Source organism: Devosia sp. A449 (genome assembly GCF_054489375.1).
In genome coordinates this window covers 711,754-732,319 of sequence record NZ_JBTMWU010000001.1, presented here as the reverse complement: position 1 = coordinate 732,319, position 20,566 = coordinate 711,754, and the positions used below count along the sequence as shown (strand labels likewise).

20 protein-coding genes are annotated in these 20,566 nt (G+C 63.7%); 12 read left to right on the top strand and 8 right to left on the bottom strand.

What is annotated here, in order from left to right:
• Positions 1-4: 4 nt before the first annotated feature.
• Entirely contained in the window at positions 5-724 is a 720-nt protein-coding gene (locus ACX3OW_RS03580; protein ID WP_459094362.1) for a TetR family transcriptional regulator C-terminal domain-containing protein, read from the bottom strand.
• Positions 725-898: 174 nt separating this feature from the next.
• Between ACX3OW_RS03580 and aptA the strand changes: the two genes are divergently transcribed.
• From aptA to ACX3OW_RS03535, 9 genes are all read left to right on the top strand, one after another.
• Entirely contained in the window at positions 899-2,179 is a 1,281-nt protein-coding gene (gene aptA / locus ACX3OW_RS03575; RefSeq protein WP_459094795.1) for an omega-aminotransferase AptA, read from the top strand.
• Positions 2,179-3,672: a CoA-acylating methylmalonate-semialdehyde dehydrogenase gene (locus ACX3OW_RS03570; protein WP_459094361.1), complete on the top strand. Its 1,494-nt coding sequence runs from the start codon at positions 2,179-2,181 to the stop codon at positions 3,670-3,672. Before aptA ends, ACX3OW_RS03570 begins: the two co-directional genes overlap by 1 nt.
• Before the next feature lie 183 nt (positions 3,673-3,855).
• On the top strand, positions 3,856-5,106 hold the full coding sequence (locus ACX3OW_RS03565) for a Zn-dependent hydrolase (protein ID WP_459094360.1): 1,251 nt from the start codon (positions 3,856-3,858) through the stop codon (positions 5,104-5,106).
• A 163-nt stretch (positions 5,107-5,269) separates the two neighbouring features.
• Positions 5,270-6,724: a dihydropyrimidinase gene (hydA, locus tag ACX3OW_RS03560; RefSeq protein WP_459094359.1), complete on the top strand. Its 1,455-nt coding sequence runs from the start codon at positions 5,270-5,272 to the stop codon at positions 6,722-6,724.
• A 34-nt stretch (positions 6,725-6,758) separates the two neighbouring features.
• Positions 6,759-7,547 (top strand): ABC transporter ATP-binding protein, encoded by a 789-nt coding sequence (locus tag ACX3OW_RS03555; protein WP_459094358.1) that lies wholly within the window; start codon positions 6,759-6,761, stop codon positions 7,545-7,547.
• Between the two features lie 154 nt (positions 7,548-7,701).
• Complete coding sequence (locus ACX3OW_RS03550) at positions 7,702-8,598, top strand: ABC transporter permease (protein WP_459094357.1); 897 nt, start codon at positions 7,702-7,704, stop codon at positions 8,596-8,598.
• Complete coding sequence (locus ACX3OW_RS03545) at positions 8,595-9,689, top strand: ABC transporter permease (RefSeq protein ID WP_459094356.1); 1,095 nt, start codon at positions 8,595-8,597, stop codon at positions 9,687-9,689. The genes ACX3OW_RS03550 and ACX3OW_RS03545 overlap by 4 nt, the downstream gene beginning before the upstream one ends.
• Before the next feature lie 27 nt (positions 9,690-9,716).
• Positions 9,717-10,709 carry an ABC transporter substrate-binding protein gene (locus ACX3OW_RS03540; RefSeq protein ID WP_459094355.1) on the top strand — a complete coding sequence of 331 codons (993 nt, stop codon included), beginning with the start codon at positions 9,717-9,719 and terminating at the stop codon, positions 10,707-10,709.
• 269 nt (positions 10,710-10,978) lie between these two features.
• Positions 10,979-11,863, top strand: a complete 885-nt coding sequence (locus ACX3OW_RS03535; RefSeq protein ID WP_459094354.1) for a hypothetical protein — start codon at positions 10,979-10,981, stop codon at positions 11,861-11,863.
• A gap of 145 nt (positions 11,864-12,008) precedes the next feature.
• On the opposite strand, the gene truB is transcribed toward ACX3OW_RS03535, so the two are convergent.
• The 4 genes from truB to ACX3OW_RS03515 all read right to left on the bottom strand — a co-directional run bounded on the left by truB (position 12,009) and on the right by ACX3OW_RS03515 (position 15,128).
• Positions 12,009-12,911 (bottom strand): tRNA pseudouridine(55) synthase TruB, encoded by a 903-nt coding sequence (gene truB / locus ACX3OW_RS03530; protein ID WP_459094353.1) that lies wholly within the window; start codon positions 12,909-12,911, stop codon positions 12,009-12,011.
• Positions 12,908-13,315, bottom strand: a complete 408-nt coding sequence (gene rbfA / locus ACX3OW_RS03525; RefSeq protein WP_459094352.1) for a 30S ribosome-binding factor RbfA — start codon at positions 13,313-13,315, stop codon at positions 12,908-12,910. The genes truB and rbfA overlap by 4 nt, the downstream gene beginning before the upstream one ends.
• 31 nt (positions 13,316-13,346) lie before the next feature.
• Positions 13,347-14,015 (bottom strand): hypothetical protein, encoded by a 669-nt coding sequence (locus ACX3OW_RS03520; RefSeq protein WP_459094351.1) that lies wholly within the window; start codon positions 14,013-14,015, stop codon positions 13,347-13,349.
• Between the two features lie 96 nt (positions 14,016-14,111).
• Positions 14,112-15,128 (bottom strand): 2-hydroxyacid dehydrogenase, encoded by a 1,017-nt coding sequence (locus tag ACX3OW_RS03515; protein ID WP_459094350.1) that lies wholly within the window; start codon positions 15,126-15,128, stop codon positions 14,112-14,114.
• Positions 15,129-15,230: 102 nt separating this feature from the next.
• Here ACX3OW_RS03515 and ACX3OW_RS03510 point away from each other — a divergent pair, with 102 nt between their 5' ends.
• Positions 15,231-15,803 (top strand): SH3 domain-containing protein, encoded by a 573-nt coding sequence (locus tag ACX3OW_RS03510; protein WP_459094349.1) that lies wholly within the window; start codon positions 15,231-15,233, stop codon positions 15,801-15,803.
• Between the two features lie 36 nt (positions 15,804-15,839).
• On the opposite strand, the gene ACX3OW_RS03505 is transcribed toward ACX3OW_RS03510, so the two are convergent.
• The 3 genes from ACX3OW_RS03505 to ACX3OW_RS03495 all read right to left on the bottom strand — a co-directional run bounded on the left by ACX3OW_RS03505 (position 15,840) and on the right by ACX3OW_RS03495 (position 18,240).
• On the bottom strand, positions 15,840-16,622 hold the full coding sequence (locus ACX3OW_RS03505; RefSeq protein ID WP_459094348.1) for a siderophore ferric iron reductase: 783 nt from the start codon (positions 16,620-16,622) through the stop codon (positions 15,840-15,842).
• Positions 16,623-16,703: 81 nt separating this feature from the next.
• Positions 16,704-17,360 carry an aquaporin gene (locus tag ACX3OW_RS03500; RefSeq protein ID WP_459094347.1) on the bottom strand — a complete coding sequence of 219 codons (657 nt, stop codon included), beginning with the start codon at positions 17,358-17,360 and terminating at the stop codon, positions 16,704-16,706.
• A 121-nt stretch (positions 17,361-17,481) separates the two neighbouring features.
• Positions 17,482-18,240, bottom strand: coding sequence for a copper homeostasis protein CutC (locus ACX3OW_RS03495; RefSeq protein WP_459094346.1), 759 nt, complete (start codon positions 18,238-18,240; stop codon positions 17,482-17,484).
• Between the two features lie 172 nt (positions 18,241-18,412).
• On the opposite strand from ACX3OW_RS03495, the gene ACX3OW_RS03490 reads away from it, so the two are divergent.
• Entirely contained in the window at positions 18,413-18,838 is a 426-nt protein-coding gene (locus tag ACX3OW_RS03490; protein WP_459094345.1) for a TadE family protein, read from the top strand.
• Positions 18,835-20,487: a TadG family pilus assembly protein gene (locus ACX3OW_RS03485; RefSeq protein ID WP_459094344.1), complete on the top strand. Its 1,653-nt coding sequence runs from the start codon at positions 18,835-18,837 to the stop codon at positions 20,485-20,487. The genes ACX3OW_RS03490 and ACX3OW_RS03485 overlap by 4 nt, the downstream gene beginning before the upstream one ends.
• Positions 20,488-20,566 lie beyond the last annotated feature (79 nt).

The following is a 20,566-nucleotide window of genomic DNA, read 5'->3' as shown; positions in this document are numbered from 1 at the left end:
CGGTTCATTTCACCGGCCGGGGCGTCAGCCCGTGCAGGAACAGATGCTCGAGATAGCGGGCAGCGTCATCAAAGCGCCCCTCGCCATTGCGATCCGGCCCCAGCACGGCGCGCACCTGCACGTCGAAATCGGCATAATGCTGGGTCGTCGCCCAGATTGAAAAGATCAGATGATAGGGGTCGGTGCGGGCAATACGGCCCTGCTCCATCCAGCCTTGCAGCACGGCGGCTTTTTCATCGACCAGGTCTTTCAGGTCGATCTCGATCATCTCGATGATGCGCGGCGCGCCCTGCAGCATTTCATTGGCAAACAGCCGGCTTTCGCGGGGAAAGTCGCGCGCCATCTCCAGCTTGCGGCGGATATAGGAGCGGATTTCGGGAAACGGATCGCCCTCGGCATCCATTTCGCGCAAGGGCGCCAGCCAGTTGACCAGCAGCTCGGAAATCAGCCGACGGTGAATCTCTTCCTTGCGCGGGAAATAATACAGCAGGTTCGGTTTGCTCATCCCCGCCACCTCGGCGATCTGGTCGATGGTGGCGCCGCGAAAGCCATGCACGGAAAACACCTCCAGCGCCGCCTCGAGGATCACGTCCTGCTTCTCGCGCTGGATGCGGGTCAGCGGCCGGGGCTTGGCATGGGGATGCGTTGCCGCCCTGGCGTCAGCTTTGTGCTGGCGCGGGGTGGTAATGGTCGGCTCGGCACTTTTCACTTTGTTCGGCGGCATTTTCGCCTTGCTAGAAAGTTTGGGAGTGCTAACATTTTTCCAACTGGTCAAAATTCTGGTCTTAACGGTCCGGCGTCAAGAGCCAAATGCACCAAGCAGTGCACAAACGATGGGAGTGAGGGTGACGTGTCCAATTCAAATGCCGTGGTGCCGAACGATCTGAGCGCTTTCTGGATGCCCTTCACGGCCAACCGGCAGTTCAAAAAAGCGCCACGGATGCTCGTGGCGGCCAAGGATATGCACTACACGACCAGCGATGGTCGGCAGGTGCTCGATGGTACGGCAGGTCTGTGGTGTGTCAATGCCGGCCACGCCCGCCCCAAAATTGTCGAGGCCATCGCCAAGCAGGCGGCCGAACTGGATTACGCCCCGGCGTTCCAGATGGGCCACCCCAAGGCGTTCGAACTGGCCAACCGCATCGTCGATATTGCGCCGGCGGGGCTCGACCATGTGCTGTTCACCAATTCGGGCTCCGAATCGGTCGACACCGCGCTCAAGGTGGCGCTGGCCTATCATCGGGTGAAGGGCGACGGCGCCCGCAGCCGGTTGATTGGCCGCGAACGCGGCTATCACGGCGTCAATTTCGGCGGCATTTCGGTGGGCGGCATTGTCGGCAACCGCAAGATGTTCGGCACGCTTCTTACGGGCGTCGACCACATGCCGCATACGCATAACCTCGCCAAGAACGCCTTCACCAAGGGCGTGCCCGAGCATGGCGGCGATCTGGCGGACGAGCTGGAACGCATCGTCACCCTGCATGATGCCTCCACCATCGCTGCCGTCATCGTCGAGCCGGTGGCCGGTTCGACCGGCGTGCTGCTGCCGCCCAAGGGCTATCTGCAGCGGCTGCGCGACATCACCAAAAAACACGGCATCCTGCTGATTTTCGACGAGGTCATCACCGGCTTCGGCCGACTGGGGACGCCGTTCGGCGCCGATTATTTTGGCGTTACCCCCGACATCATGGTCACCGCCAAGGGCCTGACCAATGGCGTGATCCCGATGGGCGCGGTGCTGGTCAGCTCGGAAATCCACGACGCCTTCATGAATGGCCCCGAGCATGTCATCGAGTTCATGCATGGCTACACCTATTCGGGGAACCCGATCGCTTCGGCGGCGGGCCTGGCCACGCTCGAAACCTACAAGGAAGAGGGCCTGCTGAGCCGCGGCGCTGCCCTGGCGCCGGTGTGGCAGGACGCGCTGCATTCGCTCAAGGGCGAGCCGCATGTCATCGACATCCGCAATATCGGCCTGGTCGGCGCCATCGAGCTCGAACCCATTGCCGGCGCCCCGACCAAGCGCGCCTTCTCGGCTTTCCTCAAATGCTTTGAGGATGGCTATTTGATCCGGACCACCGGCGACATCATCGCTTTGAGCCCGCCGCTGATCATCTCCGAAGCCCAGATCGGCGAGCTGATCGACGCGGTGCGCCATGTCCTGCGGAGTATCGAATAATGTCTGTCATTGAAAACGCCGTTGCCGGCAAACGCTATGTCTCGACCGGCCGCCGCGTGCCGGTGTTCAACCCGGCCACCGGCGAAGTCTCGGCCGAATTGCCGCTCTCGACCATGAGCGAACTCAACGACGCGGTGGCCTCGGCCAAGCAGGCGCAGGTGGCGTGGGGCAATACCCCGCCGATGAAGCGCGCCCGCGTCATGTTCAAGTTCAAGGCGCTGCTCGACCAGCATGCCGACGAAATGGCGCGCGAGATTTCGCGCGAGCATGGCAAGGTGCATGACGACGCGCTGGGCGAAGTGGCGCGCGGCATCGACTGCGTCGATTTCGCCTGCGGCATTCCCCAACTGCTCAAGGGCGAATTTTCGCGCAATGTCGGCCCGTCCATCGACACCTATTCCGATCGCCAGCCGCTCGGCGTCGTCGCCGGCATCACCCCGTTCAACTTCCCGGCCATGGTGCCGATGTGGATGTATCCGGCAGCCATCGCCTGCGGCAACGCCTTCATCCTCAAGCCCTCCGAGCGCGATCCGTCCGCCTCGATGCTGGCCTGGAACCTGTTCATGGAAGCGGGCCTGCCCGAGGGCATCCTCAACGTCATCCATGGCGACAAGGAAATGGTCGACGGCATTCTCGACCATCCCGACATCAAGGCGGTGAGCTTTGTCGGCTCGACCCCGATTGCCGAATATGTCTATCAGCGCGGCACCAAGGCCGGTAAGCGCGTCCAGGCTTTGGGCGGCGCCAAGAACCATATGGTGATCCTGCCCGACGCCGATCTCGATCAGGTCGCCGATGCGCTGATGGGCGCCGGCTACGGCTCGGCCGGCGAGCGCTGCATGGCCATTTCGGTCGCTGTGCCAGTGGGCAAGGCAACCGCCGATGCGCTGGTCGCCAAGCTCAAGCCACGCGTCGAAAGCCTCAAGATCGGTCCCGCCACCGACAAGGACGCCGAAATGGGTCCGGTGGTCACCGCGATGCATCGCGACAAGATCCTCGGCTACATCGATTCCGGCGTCGAACAGGGCGCAAGCCTGGTGGTCGATGGCCGTGGCTTCAAGCTGCAGGGCTATGAAGGCGGCTATTATGTCGGCGGCACTTTGTTCGACAACGTCACGCCCGACATGACCATCTACAAGGAAGAAATCTTCGGCCCGGTGCTGTCAGTGGTGCGCGCCAACGACTATGACGAGGCGATCAACCTGATCAACGGCCACGAATATGCCAATGGCACGGCGATCTTCACCCGCGACGGCGACGCCGCCCGCGAATTCGCCGACAAGATCGAAGTCGGCATGGTCGGCATCAACGTGCCGATCCCGGTGCCGGTGGCCTACCACTCCTTCGGCGGCTGGAAACGCTCGCTGTTCGGCGACCACTCCATCTACGGCCCCGAAGGCGTGCATTTCTACACCCGGCTCAAAACCGTCACCACCCGCTGGCCCGCCGGCATCAAGGGCGGCGCCGAATTCAGCTTCCCGAGTGTGAAGTAGAAGAGATGATGAGAGGGTTTCGCCCATCGCTGACCCCCTCCCCAACCCTCCCCGCAAGGGGGAGGGTGCTTCCCCCAGTTTCTGGCAGCATGCTGCTTTCACCCACCGGCCCACACCTCCCCCCTTGCGGGGGAGGCTGGGAGGGGGGTGGTTTTGTCACGAATATTTTTGGTGAGTAAGCCCATGTCCGCTCCCGGTGAAAATCTGCGTATCAATGGTGATCGGCTCTGGGACAGCCTGATGGAAATGGCCCAGATCGGCCCCGGCATTGCCGGCGGCAATAACCGCCAGACGCTGACCGATGCGGATGGCGAAGGCCGGCATTTGTTCAAGCGCTGGTGCGATGACGCCGGGCTATCCATGGGCGTCGATCAGATGGGCACCATGTTCATGACCCGCCCAGGCACCGATCCCGATGCGCTGCCGGTCTATGTCGGCAGCCATCTCGATACCCAGCCGACCGGCGGCAAATATGATGGCGTGCTGGGCGTATTGGCGGCGCTCGAAGTGGTGCGCTCGCTCAATGACCTCAACATCAAGACCAAGCACCCAATCGTCGTGACCAACTGGGCCAATGAAGAGGGCGCGCGCTTTGCCCCCGCCATGCTGGCCTCGGGGGTATTTGCCGGGGTTCACACGCAAGACTATGCCTATAGCCGCAAGGACCAGGACGGCAAAACCTATGGCGAGGAGCTGGCCCGCATTGGCTGGCGCGGCGCGGAAGACGTCGGCGCGCGCAAGATGCACGCCTATATCGAATATCACATTGAGCAGGGGCCGATTCTCGAAGCCGAAAACAAGCAGATCGGCGTCGTCACCCATGGGCAGGGCCTGTGGTGGCTGGAATTCACCCTGACCGGCAAGGAAGCCCATACCGGTTCGACGCCGATGAACATGCGGGTCAATGCCGGACTGGCGATGGCGCGGATATTGGAGATGGTGCAGGCGGTGGCGATGGCGCATCAGCCCGGTGCCGTCGGCGGCGTCGGCCAGATGAAATTTGCACCAAACTCGCGCAATGTGCTGCCGGGCACAGTGGTGTTCACGGTGGACATTCGTTCGCCCGAACTGGCCAAGCTCAATTCCATGCGCAGCCAGATCGAGGCCAAGGCGCAGGCGATCTGCGCCGAGCTCGGTGTCGGCTACGCCATGGAGGCGGTCGGCCATTTCGATCCGGTGACGTTCGATCCGGCGCTGGTGGCCCGCGTGCGCGCGGCAGCCGAAAAGCTCGGCTACAGCCATATGGATATTATTTCGGGCGCTGGTCACGATGCCTGCTGGGCAGCGAAAGTGGCGCCCTCCACCATGATCATGTGCCCCTGCGTTGGGGGCCTCAGCCACAACGAGGCCGAAGATATTTCGCGGGAATGGGCCTCGGCGGGCGCCGATGTGCTGTTCCATACCGTGCTGGAAACCGCGGAGATCGTGCAATGACCCGGCCCTGACCGGGCACCCCGGTGATGGCGAGGAGGGGCGGCCATCGCGCAGAAGGGCGGCGAAACTGGCATCGAACTTGCAACGCATAAGCAAGCCGCCAGCCCCAAGCCCCCGCAAACCGGGCCTACAGATATTTTAAGAATAAGGGAGTGAGCAAAAAATGGGCAGCACCGTCATCAAGAACGGCACCGTGGTCACCGCCGACCTGAGTTATCAGGCCGATGTGAAGATCGACGGCGAGGTGATTGTCGAAATCGGGCCAAATCTGAGCGGCGACACGGTGCTCGACGCCACCGGCTGCTACATCATGCCGGGCGGCATCGATCCGCATACCCACCTCGAAATGCCGTTCATGGGCACTTATTCCGCCGACAATTTCGAAAGCGGCACCCGCGCGGCCCTGGCCGGCGGCACCACCATGGTGGTGGATTTCTGCCTGCCCAATCCCAATCAGAGCCTGCTCGAAGCGCTGCAGATGTGGGACAACAAGACCTCGCTGGCTTCGACCGACTATTCCTTCCACATGGCGATCACCTGGTGGGACGAGCAGGTGTGGCGCGAAATGGCCGAAGTGGTCGATCGCGGCATCACCAGCTTCAAGCATTTCATGGCCTATAAGGGCAGCCTGATGGTCAATGACGACGAGATGTTCTCGTCGTTCCAGCGCTGCGCCGAGCTCGGCGCGCTGCCGCTGGTGCATGCCGAAAATGGCGACGTGGTCGCGGCGATGACGGCAAAACTGCTGGCGGAAGGCAATAACGGGCCGGAAGGCCACGCTTATTCCCGCCCGCCCGAAGTCGAGGGCGAAGCCACCAACCGCGCCATCATGCTGGCCGACATGGCCGGGGTGCCGCTTTATGTGGTGCATGTGTCCTGCGAACAGAGCCACGAAGCCATTCGCCGCGCCCGCCAGAAGGGCATGCGGGTTTATGGTGAGCCGCTGATCCAGCATCTGACGCTGGATGAGAGCGAATATTTCAACGCCGATTGGGACCATGCCGCCCGCCGGGTGATGTCGCCGCCGTTCCGCAACAAGGCGCATCAGGATTCGCTGTGGGCCGGCTTGCAGTCGGGCTCGCTGTCCTGCGTCGCCACCGACCACTGCGCCTTCACCACTGAACAGAAGCGCACTGGCCTGGGCAATTTCTCCAAAATCCCTAATGGCACGGGCGGGCTCGAAGACCGCCTGCCGGTGCTGTGGACCGCCGGGGTCAATACCGGCCGGCTGACGATGAATGAATTCGTCGCCGTCACCTCCACCAATATCGCCAAGATCCTCAACTGCTACCCCAAAAAGGGTGCGGTGATGGTGGGCGCCGATGCCGATCTGGTGGTGTGGGACCCCAAGCGCAAGAAGACCATTTCGGCCCAGGGCCAGCAGTCGGTCATCGACTATAATGTGTTCGAAGGCTTCGAAGTCACCGGCCTGCCGCGCTATGTGCTCAGCCGGGGCAAGGTGTCCATCGTCGAAAACGAGGTGAAGACCGAGCCCGGCCACGGCAAATTCGTGGCGCGCGAAGCAAAGAATCCCGTGAACCGCGCCCTCAGCCAGTGGAAAGACATCGTTTCCCCCCGCAAGGTGGAACGGTCGGGCATTCCGGCTTCGGGGGTATGATGGGCTTGGTCGTTTCTAGCGTATGGATTTTCACATGACGGCTGTCGTTTCCGCCGCCAATCTTGGCCTCACCTTCAAGACCAATGATGGCGACGTCGTTGCGCTCAGCGACGTCAATCTCACCATCGAAAAGGGTGAGTTCGTTTCCTTCATCGGGCCGTCGGGCTGTGGCAAGACCACGTTTCTGCGCACCATTGCCGATCTGGAGCAGCCCACTTCGGGCAGTCTGACCATTAATGGCCTGTCGCCCGAACAGGCGCGGCAGAGCCGGGCCTATGGCTATGTGTTTCAGGCGCCGGCGCTGTATCCGTGGCGCACCATCGAAAAGAACGTCGCCCTGCCGCTCGAAATCATGGGCTATTCGGCGGCCGATCAGGCCGCGCGCATCCAGCGCACCATGGAGTTGGTCAATCTCAGCGGCTTCGAGAAAAAATATCCCTGGCAGCTGTCGGGCGGCATGCAGCAGCGCGCTTCCATCGCCCGTGCCTTGGCGTTTGACGCCGATCTGCTGCTGATGGACGAGCCGTTCGGCGCGCTCGACGAAATCGTGCGCGACCACCTCAACTCCGAACTGCTCAAGCTGTGGGCCGCGACGCAGAAAACCATCTGCTTTGTCACCCACTCGATTCCCGAGGCGGTGTATCTGTCGACCAAGATCGTGGTGATGTCGCCGCGGCCGGGTCGCGTGACTGACATCATAGACAGCGACCTGCCGCGCGAGCGCCCGCTCGATATCCGCGAAAGCCCGGAGTTTCTGGCGATTGCCGCCCGGGTGCGCGATGGGCTGCGGGCCGGGCACTCTTATGATGGGGATCATGTGTGATGATGACATCGCATCACCCCCTCCTAGCCTCCCCCATCAAGGGGGAGGTACCCCGCAGTGGTTGTGGCGCCATTGTGCCTCACCCACCCGCCAGACACCTCCCCCTTGATGGGGGAGGCCGGGAGGGGGTGACGGCTGGGCACGGTGAACCATCATGACCCGCACCCTCCCCATCCTTCTCGTCCTGCTCGCCATCGTCGCGGTGTGGTATGCCGCTGCTATCGGCATGAATGCGCAGTGGCAGAATGACGTCTATCGCCGCGCCAAGGTCGAGAATGTCACGACCACCCAGTTCATCGTCGACACCTGGAACCAGGACAAGCCGGTGCTGCCGACCGCCCATCAGGTGTTTGGCGAATTGTGGAATGCCACGGCTCTGGTCGCGCCCAACAAGCCGCGCAGCCTGATCTTTCACGCCTGGGTGACCTTCTCGGCCACCGGGCTCGGTTTCGTGCTCGGCTCGCTATTGGGCATCGGGCTGGCCGTGCTCATCGTCCACAACGAGGCGATGAACCGCTCGCTGATGCCGTGGATCGTCGCCAGCCAGACCATTCCGATCCTGGCGCTGGCGCCACTGATCGTGGTCATCGGCTTCAATATTTTCACCGGCACGCTGGGCATCCCCACCGATCCGGCGCGATTGATGAGCAAGGCCATCATTTCGGCCTATCTCAGCTTCTTCCCGGTCGCCGTCGGCATGGTCAAGGGGCTGCGCAGCCCCGAGGCGATCCAGCTCGATCTGATGCATACCTATAGCGCCTCGGCCAACCAGACCTTCTGGAAACTGCGCTGGCCCGCCGCCATGCCGTATCTGTTTGCGTCGCTCAAGGTCGGCGTCGCGGCGAGCCTCGTCGGCGCCATTGTCGGCGAATTGCCCACCGGCGCCGTCGCCGGGCTCGGCGCCAAGCTGCTGGCCGGCTCCTATTACAGCCAGACTATCCAGATCTGGGCCGCTTTGTTTGCCGCCTCCATCCTCGCTGCGCTGCTGGTCATCGCCGTGGGCGTGGTGGAAAAACTGGTCAATCGTCGCATGGGGGGGCGCCCGGCATGAGCCAGCTCCAGCATTATCTCGCCATCGTCGCCGGTGGCCTCAGCGCTGCGGCGCTCGTCTTCAGCCTGATCACCCCGTTGGAACAGGGCCTGCTGCTCAAGGCATTTCTGGCGCTCGGTACTTTGTCGCTGATCCGCTTCGTCGTGCCACTGGGCCTCTGGGCCGATGGGGCCTTTACCGTGCTCGGCGCGGTGGCGGTGCTGACCGCCATTGGCGTCTTCATCCCGGCGCCGCCCTTCTTCTGGATGGCGCTGATCGTCGCCTGGCTGTTTGCCTGGCTGTTTGTCGAGCGGCTAAGCCGGGTGCTGGCCCCGGGGCTGGCCGACAATGCCGGGCTGGGCCTGCTCATCCCCATCACCTTTGGCCTGTCCATATTGGTGATCTGGGAAGTCGCCACCCGCGCCGGCAATGTGCCGCAAGTGATCCTGCCGCCGCCCTCGATGATTGGGGCGCGCATCGCGGCGTCCATTCCCACGCTGTGGGCCGATTTCCAGCAGACCTTTTTGAAGGCGGTGCTGATCGGTTATGTGCTGGGTTGCGGGCTGGGCTTTGTGGTGGCGGTGCTGATCGACCGCTCGCCCTTCCTCAAATCGGGCCTCCTCCCGCTGGGCAATTTCGTCTCGGCGCTGCCCATTGTCGGCGTCGCGCCGATCATGGTGATGTGGTTCGGTTTCGACTGGCCCTCCAAGGCCGCGGTGGTCATCATCATGACCTTCTTCCCCATGCTGGTGAACACCGTGGCGGGCCTCAACGCATCCTCCGCCATCGAGCGCGACCTGATGCGCACCTATGCTGCCGGTTACTGGCAAACCCTTATGAAGTTGCGCCTTCCCGCTGCGGGCCCCTTCATATTCAACGCCCTCAAGATCAACTCGACTTTGGCCTTGATCGGCGCAATCGTAGCGGAATTCTTCGGGACGCCCATTGTCGGGATGGGCTTCCGCATCTCTACCGAAGTCGGCCGGATGAACGTCGACATGGTATGGGCCGAAATCGCGGTGGCGGCCGTCGCGGGTTCGGTCTTTTACGGGGTGATCGTTCTGATCGAACGGGGCGTCACCTTCTGGCATCCGTCTGTGCGTGGTGCATAGGCAATGCCAAACTCAGGGAAAACGGCAATGAAGAAACTTCTGATCGGCGCCCTCGCAGGCGCAATGACGATGGCAGCTGTGGGGGGAGTCTGGGCTCAGGACAGCGTGACGCTGCAGCTCAAATGGGTGACGCAGGGCCAGTTCGCCGGCTATTTCGTCGCCGCAGCCAAGGGCTTTTATACCGATGAAGGCCTCGAGGTCGAAATCAAGCCGGGCGGCCCCGACATTGCCCCCGAACAGGTGATCGCCGGCGGCGGCGCCGACGTCATCACCACCTGGATGGCCCCGGCCCTGGCCGCCCGCGAACGCGGCGTGCCGCTGGTCAATATCGCCCAGCCGTTCAAGTCCTCGGGCCTGCTGCTTACCTGCCTCAAGGAAATGGGTGTCGAAACCACCGCCGATTTCAAGGGCAAGACGCTGGGCGTCTGGTTCTTCGGTAATGAATATCCGTTCTACGCCTGGATGGCCAAGCTCGGCCTGCCCACCGATGGCGGCGCCGATGGCGTCGAAGTGCTGAAGCAGGCGTTCAACGTCGATCCGCTGATCCAGAAGCAGGCTGCCTGTATCTCCACCATGACCTACAACGAATATGGTCAGGTGCTGTCGGCCGGCATCACCCCGGAAGAGCTGACGGTGTTCAACTACCGTGACGAAGGCGTCGGCATGCTCGAAGACGGCCTCTATGTCATGGAAGACAAGCTGGCCGACCCGGCCTTTGTCGCCAAGATGACCAAGTTCGTCCGCGCCTCGATGAAGGGCTGGGAATATGCCCGCGCCAACCCCGAGGAAGCCGCGCAGATCGTGGTCGATAACGACATGACCGGCTCGATGACCGTCGAAGACCAGCTCTACCAGGTCAACGAGATCAACAAGCTGACCGACGGTTCCACCGGCGCGCTCAACGAAGACGACTACAACCAGACCGTAGCCACGCTGCTCTCCGCCGTGTCGCCGGAAAACCCGGCCATCACCAAGGAGCCGGTTGGCGCCTTCAGCCATGTCGTCACCGACGGGCTGTAAGCGATCCACAGCGATATTGCGAAAGGCGGGGAGCAATCCCCGCCTTTTTTGTTGGCCACCCTTTGGCCTAAATCTGGCCGGTAGAGGGAACGATTTTGAGCGCGCTTGGTTGATTGGACACTGCGTCTCACCAACAGGGCACTTCCCCATGAACTCCATCATCTACCTCGTCGGCCTCGTGGTCATCGTCATGGCTATCCTGTCGTTCATCGGGCTGAACTAGCCGGCTCCCGGAGCGAAACCTTCACGCAACAGCAGGAGCTGCCGTCATGACCATTGAAGCGCCTACCAGCGTCACCGTCGTTGAAGCCGCCGCCGCCCGCCGCGATCAGTCGTCCTATGTCGACTGGCCGGCGATCATCGCCGGCATTGTTCTGGCCTCCGCCATCAGCGTCGTGCTGATCAGTTTCGGTTCGGCCATCGGTCTAAGTTTTCTCGATTTCGGCTTCCGCGACGGCCCCAACCCGATCTTTGTCGGCATTGCCGCTGCCACCTGGTTCCTCTGGGTACAGGTCTCCAGCTTCATGGCGGGCGGTTATCTAACGGGTCGCCTGCGTCGGCGCCATTTCGATGCCGATGCCGACGAAAGCGACCTGCGCGATGGCGCCCATGGCCTGCTGGTCTGGGCCGGTGCCGTAGTGCTGGGTGCGGTGATTGCCGTGGGCGGCATCGGTGCCGCCGCCAATGCAGTGGGCTCGACCGCGGCCACGCTCACCAATGCGACGTCCAATGTCGCCGGCGATGCACTCGATCCCAGCAGTTATTTTGTCGACACCATGTTCCGCAGCACGCGACAGGGCGATTCTACTCTGGCCCGGGCTGATGCCGTCGGCATCTTCGCCCAGGCTGCTTTGGGGGATGGCACGGTGTCGCCCGAGGATCGCAGCTATCTTGCCGAAAGCGTTGCGGCCAATACCGGGCTGACCGCCGAGGAAGCCCAGGTTCGCGTCGATCAGGCGATCGCTGATGTCGCTACGGCGCGCCAGCAGGCTGTGGCGACTGCGCGCACTGCCCGCAATACGGGCATTATCGGCGCCTTCCTGCTCGCGGCGTCGCTGCTGGTCTCGGCCATCGGCGCCTTCTGGGCCGCCCAGAAGGGTGGCGACCACCGCGACAATAGCCGCGTCTTCACCGGCGTGTTCCGCCGCTTCTAACGCCCCGAAAGGAAACTCACATGCTGCGTGGAATCGGACTTTGGCTGCTCGGCGTGCCGATCTGGCTGATCATCATCATCATTTTCTTCCTGCGCTAGGAAGAGCAAGGCGGGGACGGGTTCCCCGCCTTTTGTTTGGGGGCGGCCTAGTTAAACACCCGCCGGCATTTGAACTGGCCGAATTCGACCCAGCCGGTGGCCAGCACCTCGCCGCGAAAGCTCACCCAGCATTCATCCAGCGAAATCGGCGCGCCGGCGCCGGTCAGCAGCACGGCATTGCCATGGCGCACCGCGGTCGCCTGTTGCGCGTCGAGGCGGATTTCCGGCAGGTAGGTAAAGCCGGCCCAGACCGGCTTCAGCAAGGCATCGCGCTCATCCAGCGTCAGGGCTTCGAGCTGCTCGATGGTCACCGCATCGTCGTCGGTGAACGGCCCGACTGCGGCACGATGCAGCATGCTGACATGGCCTCGCGTGCCCAGCGCCTCGGCAATGTCGCGCGCCAGCGAGCGCACATAGGTGCCCTTGCCGCAGCGCGCTTCCAGCACCGAGCGCTCGCCATCATGCTCGAGCACGGTGAGGGCGTCGACATCGATCTCGCGCGGCGCCAGTTCCACCACCTCGCCGGCCCGCGCCAGATCATAGGCGCGCTCGCCATCGATCTTGAGCGCCGAGAAAATCGGCGGTCGCTGCAGAATAGTGCCGATGAAATTGGGCAAGACCGCTTCCAGCGCCGCCCGGTCGGGCCGCACATCCGAGGTGGCGATCACTTCGCCCTCGGTATCATCGGTGGTGGTGGCGCTGCCCCATTGAATGGCGAAGCGGTAAATTTTGGTGCCATCCTGCACCTGCGGCACCGCCTTGGTGGCCTCACCCAGCGCAATCGGCAATATGCCGGTGGCCAGCGGGTCGAGCGTACCGGCATGGCCGGCCTTGGCCGCGCCGAACAACCAGCGCAGCTTGCCCACCGCCTGGGTCGAGGTCATGTCATAGGGCTTGTTGAGCACCACCCAGCCGGAGATGGCGCGCTTGGCGCGTTTGACTTGGTTCACTCGGTCTCGCCGTCTTCGTCGTCGAGGTCACGCTGCACCTTGTCCGAGCGCAGCAGCGCGTCGATGCGGCCGGCTTCTTCGAAGGTCTCATCAACATGAAACCGCACTTCGGGCGCGAATTTCAGGGTCAGCTGCGGCGCCACGCGGCCGCGCACGAATTTGCGGTGCCGGTTCAGCGCCACCACGATTTCGTCGGCATGCTGGCCGCCTAGCGGCATGATATAGGCGTTGGCGATCTTGAGATCGGGCGACATCCGCACTTCGGGTACGGTGATCACCGCGCCGCGCAGCGCGTCGTCGTCGATTTCGCCGCGGGCGAACATCGCGGCCAGTGCGTGGCGCACCAGTTCGCCGACGCGCAGCGAGCGCTGGCTGGGGCCGGTTTGCTTGTTATCTTTGCTCATGGGGACGAATTAGGGCCTCCCCGCCCCGCCGTCAATCGGCCAGACGCAGGGTGGCCATGCTCTGCAGCTGCTCGGCCCGGGCCTGCAGCACCTCGGTGCTCACCGGCCAGGTCCGTGGCTGGGACGGATCGAACAGCGTGCCGCGCCATTCCTGATAGACAATGGCCACGCCCTTTTCGGTTTTGGCAAAGGCCATCACCATCACTTCGCCCTGCCCTGCATAGCCTTCCAGCCGGTCAAGATAGGCGCCGCAGACATAGCCCAGCGGCGCCAGCTTTTCGCCGTCATCCTCGCCGAACTGGAAAAAGCCGCTCAGCTTGGGATGGCAGGTCTGGCTGTAGCCATACATCACCGCACTGCGATAATCCTCGAGCGGCCGCCCGGCTTCGAGCGTGATGCGCGCGCCATAAAGCGTGCTCCAGCCTTCGGCGCTTTCGCCCTTGGGGTAGATTTCGAGCAGCGCCTGCTTGGCATCGGCGCGAAAGCTGACCTCGACCAGCGGCTGCACATTGCCCGACAGCCGTTCCGCCGGGCTCAGCCAATCGGGCAGTGGCAGGGTGAATTCATGACCATTGCTGGCCAGCACCAGCCCATTGCCGGCTTCGGTCAGCGGCGGTTCGGTCAGCACCTGCGCCAGTGCAGGCAGCGTTGTCATCAGGCCAAGCGCCAGGCCGGCCAGCAGCATGCGGAAAAATACCATCGATCCGGGTCTCCTCACCCGGCCTTAGGCTTAAAAGGGAAACCGGCCGTCCGGCAAGTCAATTATATCGATTGCGGTAAACGCGCGCTGCCGCGTCTAGGCCAGCTTGGCCCCATGCAACCCGTCGGGCAACACGCGATGCGGCGGCTGATGCCCATCCATGAAGGCGCGGATATTGACGATCACCGTCTCGCCCATCTCGATGCGGGCTTCCAGCGTCGCCGAGGCCATATGCGCGGTCAGCACGATCCTGTTGGCTTCGGCCAGCGCCAGCAGCCGGGGATTGATGCCGCGCTTGTTCTCGAACACGTCGAGCGCCGCGCCGCTGAGATGGCCCGACTCGATGGCGTCGAGCAGCGCCACTTCATCGACCAGCTCGGGCCGGCTGACATTGACCACGAAACTGCCCTGCTGCATCCGCGCCAGCCGCTCGGCCGAGAGGATATGATAGGTCTCGCGGGTATGCGGGGTGTGCAGCGACACGATATCCACCGCCTCGATCATGGCGTCAAGATCGGGCCAATATTGCGCTTCCAGCGGATCTTCCACCCCTGGCGGGCGGCGATTGCGGGTAAAATAATGGATCGACAGCCCGAAGGCCTTGGCGCGCTGCGCCACCGCCGTGCCGATGCGGCCCATGCCGACAATGCCCAGCGCCTTGCCACGCAGCCGGTGTCCCAGCATCGAGGTCGGCGACCAGCCGGCCCAGACCCGGTCGCGCACCAGCATCTGGGTGCCCTCGACCAGCCGTCGCGGCAGCGCCAGCATCATCGCCATCGCCATGTCGGCGGTGTCTTCGGTCAGCACGCTCGGCGTATTGGTCACCGTCAGCCCGGCGGCGCGGGCGGCTTCGATGTCGATATTGTCGACGCCATTGCCGAACTGGGCGATCAGCCGCACGCTTTTGGGCAGCCGCGCGATCAGCCTGGCATCGATCCGGTCGGTGATGGTGGAGACCAGCACATCCTTGCCTTCGAGCCCGGCAATGATGTCATCACCGGTCAGCGAGACGTCGCCCTCATTGACATGGGTCTCGAACAACGTCGCCATGCGTGCCTCGATGGTTTCGGGCAGGCGCCGGGTCACAAGGACATTGGGTTTCTGGCTGGCCATCAGTTCCGGGGGTCAGGGGCGTGCTGTGGAAAACCACCCCCTTTAGCGCCCATTAAGGATCATTGGCTAGTGTTAAGACAATTCCAATTATTCTGCGAAGTCATGTCCGACGAGTTTCCTCGCCACATTTTTGGCCGTCACCCCACCGCTATGCTGCGCGCCCTGTCGGCACTGTTGGCGGTGTTGCTGCTGGTTGCGCCTGCCATAGCCCAGACTTTGGGCAGTAGCGGCCTGCCGCTGCCGCGCTTTGCCAGCACCCGCTCCGAACCGATCAATGTGCGCGTCGGCCCCGGCCAGAAATACGATATCGCCTGGACCTATCTTAAATCCGGCCTGCCGGTCGAAATCATCCAGGAATTCGATACCTGGCGCAAAATCCGTGACGTCGACGGCGCCGAAGGCTGGATTCACCAGAACCTGCTGACCGGCACCCGCGCCGGCTATGTCACCCCGCTGCTGGCCAATGGCGAAATTCCGCTGCGTTCCGGCCAGTCCGACGAAGCCGGCATCCGCGCCCGGCTCGGGCCAGGGCTCAAGGTCACCATCAAGGAATGCGACGGCATCTGGTGCGAAGTCAGCGCCACCGCGCCGGACGGCCAGCGCGCCGCCACCTATTCGGGCTATCTGCACCAGGAAGAACTCTGGGGCGTCTATCCCGACGAAGCATTCGACTAGCGGGGCGGGCGGCGGGCGCGGCCCGCGGCGGTCTTTTTATTCCAGTTCCGCTACTGCATTGGCGACTTGGCGGGCGATGCGCAAATCATTGTCCTGTTTGGGGCAGGTGGCGCAAAGCCGGTCGGGGGTGATCAGATAATCGAGACAGCACCCCTTGCGCTTGACGATCAGCAGGCTGTGCCCGCTGGCTTCCACCCGCTCCAGACTGCCCTGGCCACTCAGCCCCAACACCTCCAGCCATTGCGCCGTATAGGCTTCGATGGTCTCGTTCGGCAGTTCCGGCCGGCGCTGTTTCAGCCACACCATCAGGCTCAGCATGCGATCGGCCAGCAAGCGCCGCGCCGGTAGCGGCTTGAGCCTGGCCTGCGCATTGACCTCGTCCAGCATGGTCGCCGTCATTGCCTTGAGCTGGGTCCCAGCATTGGCGATCAGCGCCTCGGGCGTGCCGCTGCTCTGCGCACCCGGCAACAAGCGAAAACCATCGACATAAATCCCCCGCCTCTGCTGGCTCAAGCCTTCCAGCGCCGGCACCGCGCCGTGAATATGGGCGGCGATTACTGCCAGATAGGCCGGCTGCCAGATCAGATTGGTCCATAGCCGCACCGCGTAAAACGCCGGTCCGGCCTTGGGATGGGTGGCGCGGAGCGCTTCATGCAGTTGGGCCAGCATGGCACTATTATCGGCGCCGGGCTGATACCAACCCGCACGGGCCGGGCCGGGCTCGCCCTTCATGAAACCGGTGACCTGCGCCGCCGTGGCCAGCAGCCGCGTCGTCGCCGCGTCGCCAGTGTCTTGCGCAAACAGGAAGGAGCGGGCCATGCCTCGCTTCTAGCGCCCCAGCACCGGCAAGAAAAGGCCGCCGGATCGCTCCGGCGGCCAAACTAGCTCTGCGGCGTTCGCTTAGACCTTGAGCAGCTTCAGGCGGAACAGCAGCGCGCCCAGTGCCCCGCCGACCAGCGGCGCGACGATGAACAGCCAGAGCTGGGACAGCGCCTGGCCGCCCACCAGAATCGCCGGGCCAAAACTACGTGCCGGGTTGACCGAAACGCCGGTCACCTGAATGCCGACCAGATGGATGGCGGTCAGCGACAACCCGATGGCAAGGCCCGCAATATGGGGCGCAGCGCGTTCGCCGGTCGAACCGAGCACGACGACGACGAAGATGGCGGTGAAGACGATCTCGAAGATCAGCGCGGCCAGCATCGAGTATTCGCCGAGATAGCCGGGGCCCCAGCCATTCTGGCCCAGCCCGGTATTGCTGCCGACGATGGCCCACAGGATCAGTGCGCCGACCAGTGCGCCGGCAAACTGGGCGATCCAGTGCTGAAACATGCTCAGCAGATCCATCCGCCCATCGAGATAGAAGCCCAGGCTGATCGCCGGGTTGATATGGCAGCCCGAAATCGGCCCGATGGCATAGGCCATGGCCACCACAGCCAGACCGAAGGCCAGGGCAATGCCGACCTGTCCGATGGCGTCGCCGCCCAGCACGGCCGCCCCGCAGCCGATCAACACCAGCACCGCCGTGCCGATGAATTCCGCAATCAGTTTGTTCATGACGCTTGGTATCCCCAATCCATTTTTCCCATGCCGGCCGCGAATCAGCCCCGGTCGACAAGACTTCCTGTGACAACCCGCCACAGGCAAGGGGCTAAATGCCGGGCAGCACCGGATTTTCTCAGGCGGCTTGCCGCGCCGCAGCGATGGTGGCGCACACCGCATCGACATCAGTCAGGGTGATTTCATACTCCCGCTCGATGGCGGTGCCGCCCATGCCGACATGCGGATTGCGGAATTCCATGCCGCTTTTGATGGTGACCGGCGAGGCAAAATGCATCTCGTCAACCCCGGTCGCCTGCCGCACCTGGGCGATATTGCCGGCGTCGAGTTCGCCGCAAGCCATGATGGCGATGCGGCCATTGGCGATGGCGACGCAGTCCTTGAGAATATCGCTGCCTTCGATGGCGGTGTCGCGCTGGCCGCTGGTCAGCACCCGTTGCACCCCGCAGCGCACCAGCGCCTCGATGGCCTCGCGGTAATCCGCCGTCATGTCGAAGGCGCGGTGATAATTGACGCTCATCGGCCCGGCCGCCTCGACCAGCGCCTTGGTGCGGACCTCGTCAATGCGGCCATCCGGCGTCAGGCAACCAATGACCACACCGGCCACGCCGAGCTCGCGCATCGCCTTGACGTCATCCAGCATGGTGGCGAATTCGCGTTCCGAATAGAGGAAGTCGCCACCGCGCGGGCGGATGATGACGTGGAAGGCAATGCTGGCCTGCCGCAGCGATTCGCGCACCACGCCCAGGCTCGGCGTCAGCCCGCCTTCCACCAGCCCGGCGCATAGCTCCACCCGGTCGGCACCCGCATCCTGCGCCGCCATCAAACCATCGATGCCCTCGACGCAGATTTCAATTTTGAACGGGTATTTGCTCATGAGTGGTCTCCAATTGGTACTCTATTGGTAGTGATCTTGTGCAGAGGTGCAAGGCCAATCTTCCCGGCCTGCCCATCGGCATTTCTACCAAGCGGAATAGGCACTGGCCCCTAGCGCCGCGCTCACCGCCGGACAGGCTTGCCGGGCCAAGATGGGGGCTGGAGGATATGCCATGCGCCCGATTGCTGGCTGGGTCCGCGATAGCAGCGGCACTTCGGCTGTCGAATTTGCCATTCTGACCCCGGTCTTCCTGCTGCTGCTGACCGGCATGCTGGCCTATGGCATTTATTTCGGCGCTGCCCATGCGCTGCAGCAGCTGGCGGCCGACGCCGCCCGCACCGCCATTGCCGGGCTCGACGAGCCCGAACGCAACAGGCTGGTCAAAGAATTTCTCGATGCCAATGCCGATAGCTATGCGCTGATCGATCGGCGGCGGCTGACGGTGCGCATCGGCGACAAGCCGGGCGACCCCGAACATTACCGAGTGACGCTGACCTATGACGCCTCCGAACTGCCGATCTGGAACCTCTATCTGCCGCTGCCGCTGCCCAGCCAGCAGATCGCCTATAGCTCGACCATTCGCCGGGGCGGCATATGAATTTGTGGGCCCGCTTTTGCGCCGATAGCCGCGCCAATATGGCGGTGCTGTTCGCCATGGGCTTTGCCGTGTCGGCCATGGTCTCGGCCGTCGCCGTCGATGGCGCCGCCCTCTATCACGAGCGCCGCATGATCCAGAATGGCGTCGATCTGGCGGCATTGTCGGCCGCCGGCGATCCGGGCCGGGCGGCCAGCCTGGCCCAGACCTCGCTGGTGGAGGCCGGGCTGCTCCCCGCCGGCTCGACCAGCGGCCTGACGGTGATCACCGGCCACTACAATCCCGACCCTGCTATGCCCGCCGCCGCCCGCTTCGTCGCCGGGAAAAGCCCACTCAATGCGGTGTCGGTACAGTTCCAGCGCCCCGGCCAATTGCATTTCGCCAAGAGCTGGGCCGATGCGCCGATATTGGGGGCCGGCGCCATCGCCTCGGTCACCCCGCAAGTCTCCTTCTCCATCGGTTCGCGCCTCGCCAGCCTCAATGACGGCATCGCCAATGCGGTGCTCAAGCCCCTGCTCGAAGTCGATGTCAGCCTCTCCGCCCTCGACTACCAGGCCCTGCTCAGCGCTCGCGTCGATACATTCGGCCTGCTCGACGCGCTGGCCGGCAAGCTCAATCTCACCGCCGGCAGCTATGACGACCTGCTGGCCATGTCGGTCGATCACGCCACCTTGGCCGGGGCGCTGGCCAGCCTGCTGACCGGCGCCGAACGCAGCGCCATGGCCAAGCTGGCCGGCTCGACCAGCCACAATGGCAAGGTCAGGCTCGGACAATTGCTCGATCTCGGCCCGCTGGGTCGCATGGCCATCGGCTCGGGCACGGGACAAGGCCTGTTCACCAAGATTTCGGCGCTCGAGCTGCTGACCGCCAGCGCCGGCCTCAGCGATGGCCAGCATCAGGTCTCGCTGGGCCTCACCGCCGGCGTGCCGGGGCTGACCCGCATCAGCATCGATCTGGCGGTGGGCGAGCCGCCGCAGGGCGGTGGCTGGTATGGCATTGGCAGCACCGGCACGGTGATCCGCACCGCGCAGGTGCGGATGCGGCTGCTGTCCGAACTCGGCCTGAAACTGCCGCTACTGCCCCTGCTGCCGTTGCTCGATGTGCGCCTGCCGCTCTATCTCGAAGTCGCCCACGCCGAGGCGGTGGTGGCATCGGCATCCTGCCCCTCCGGCAGCAATAAATCCGGCAGCGCCACCATCCTGACGCGCCCCGGCATTGCCCGGCTCATTCTGGGCGAAGTGACGCCGCAAAGCTTCGGCGCCTTCAACACCCCGCCCAATATCACCGAGGCGGTGCTGATCAACCTCATCGGCCTCAAGGTCACCGGCGCGGCCGAGGCCAATATCGCCCAGACCCAGCCGGTGGCGCTGAGCTTTTCACCGGCCGAGATCGCCGCCGGCACGGTCAAGACCGCCAAAACCAGCACCCCGGTCGGCTCACTGGTCGGCTCGCTGCTGGGCCGGCTCACCCTCAACGCCATCGGCATCCCGCTCGGCATCATCGCCCCGGCGCTGAACAATCTGCTCGCCCCGCTGGCGCCCACCCTCGACCTCACCATCACAAGAATTCTGACCCTGGTCGGCCTGTCGCTCGGCGAAGCCGATGTGCAAGTCTACGGCGTCCGCTGCGGCCACCCCGTTCTGGTCGGCTAACAGGCTTCGCCTGCGCCACAAACCACTACCCCCCTCTCCCCTTGAGGGAGAGGGACAGGATTTCTGCGTTCAGCAGAAA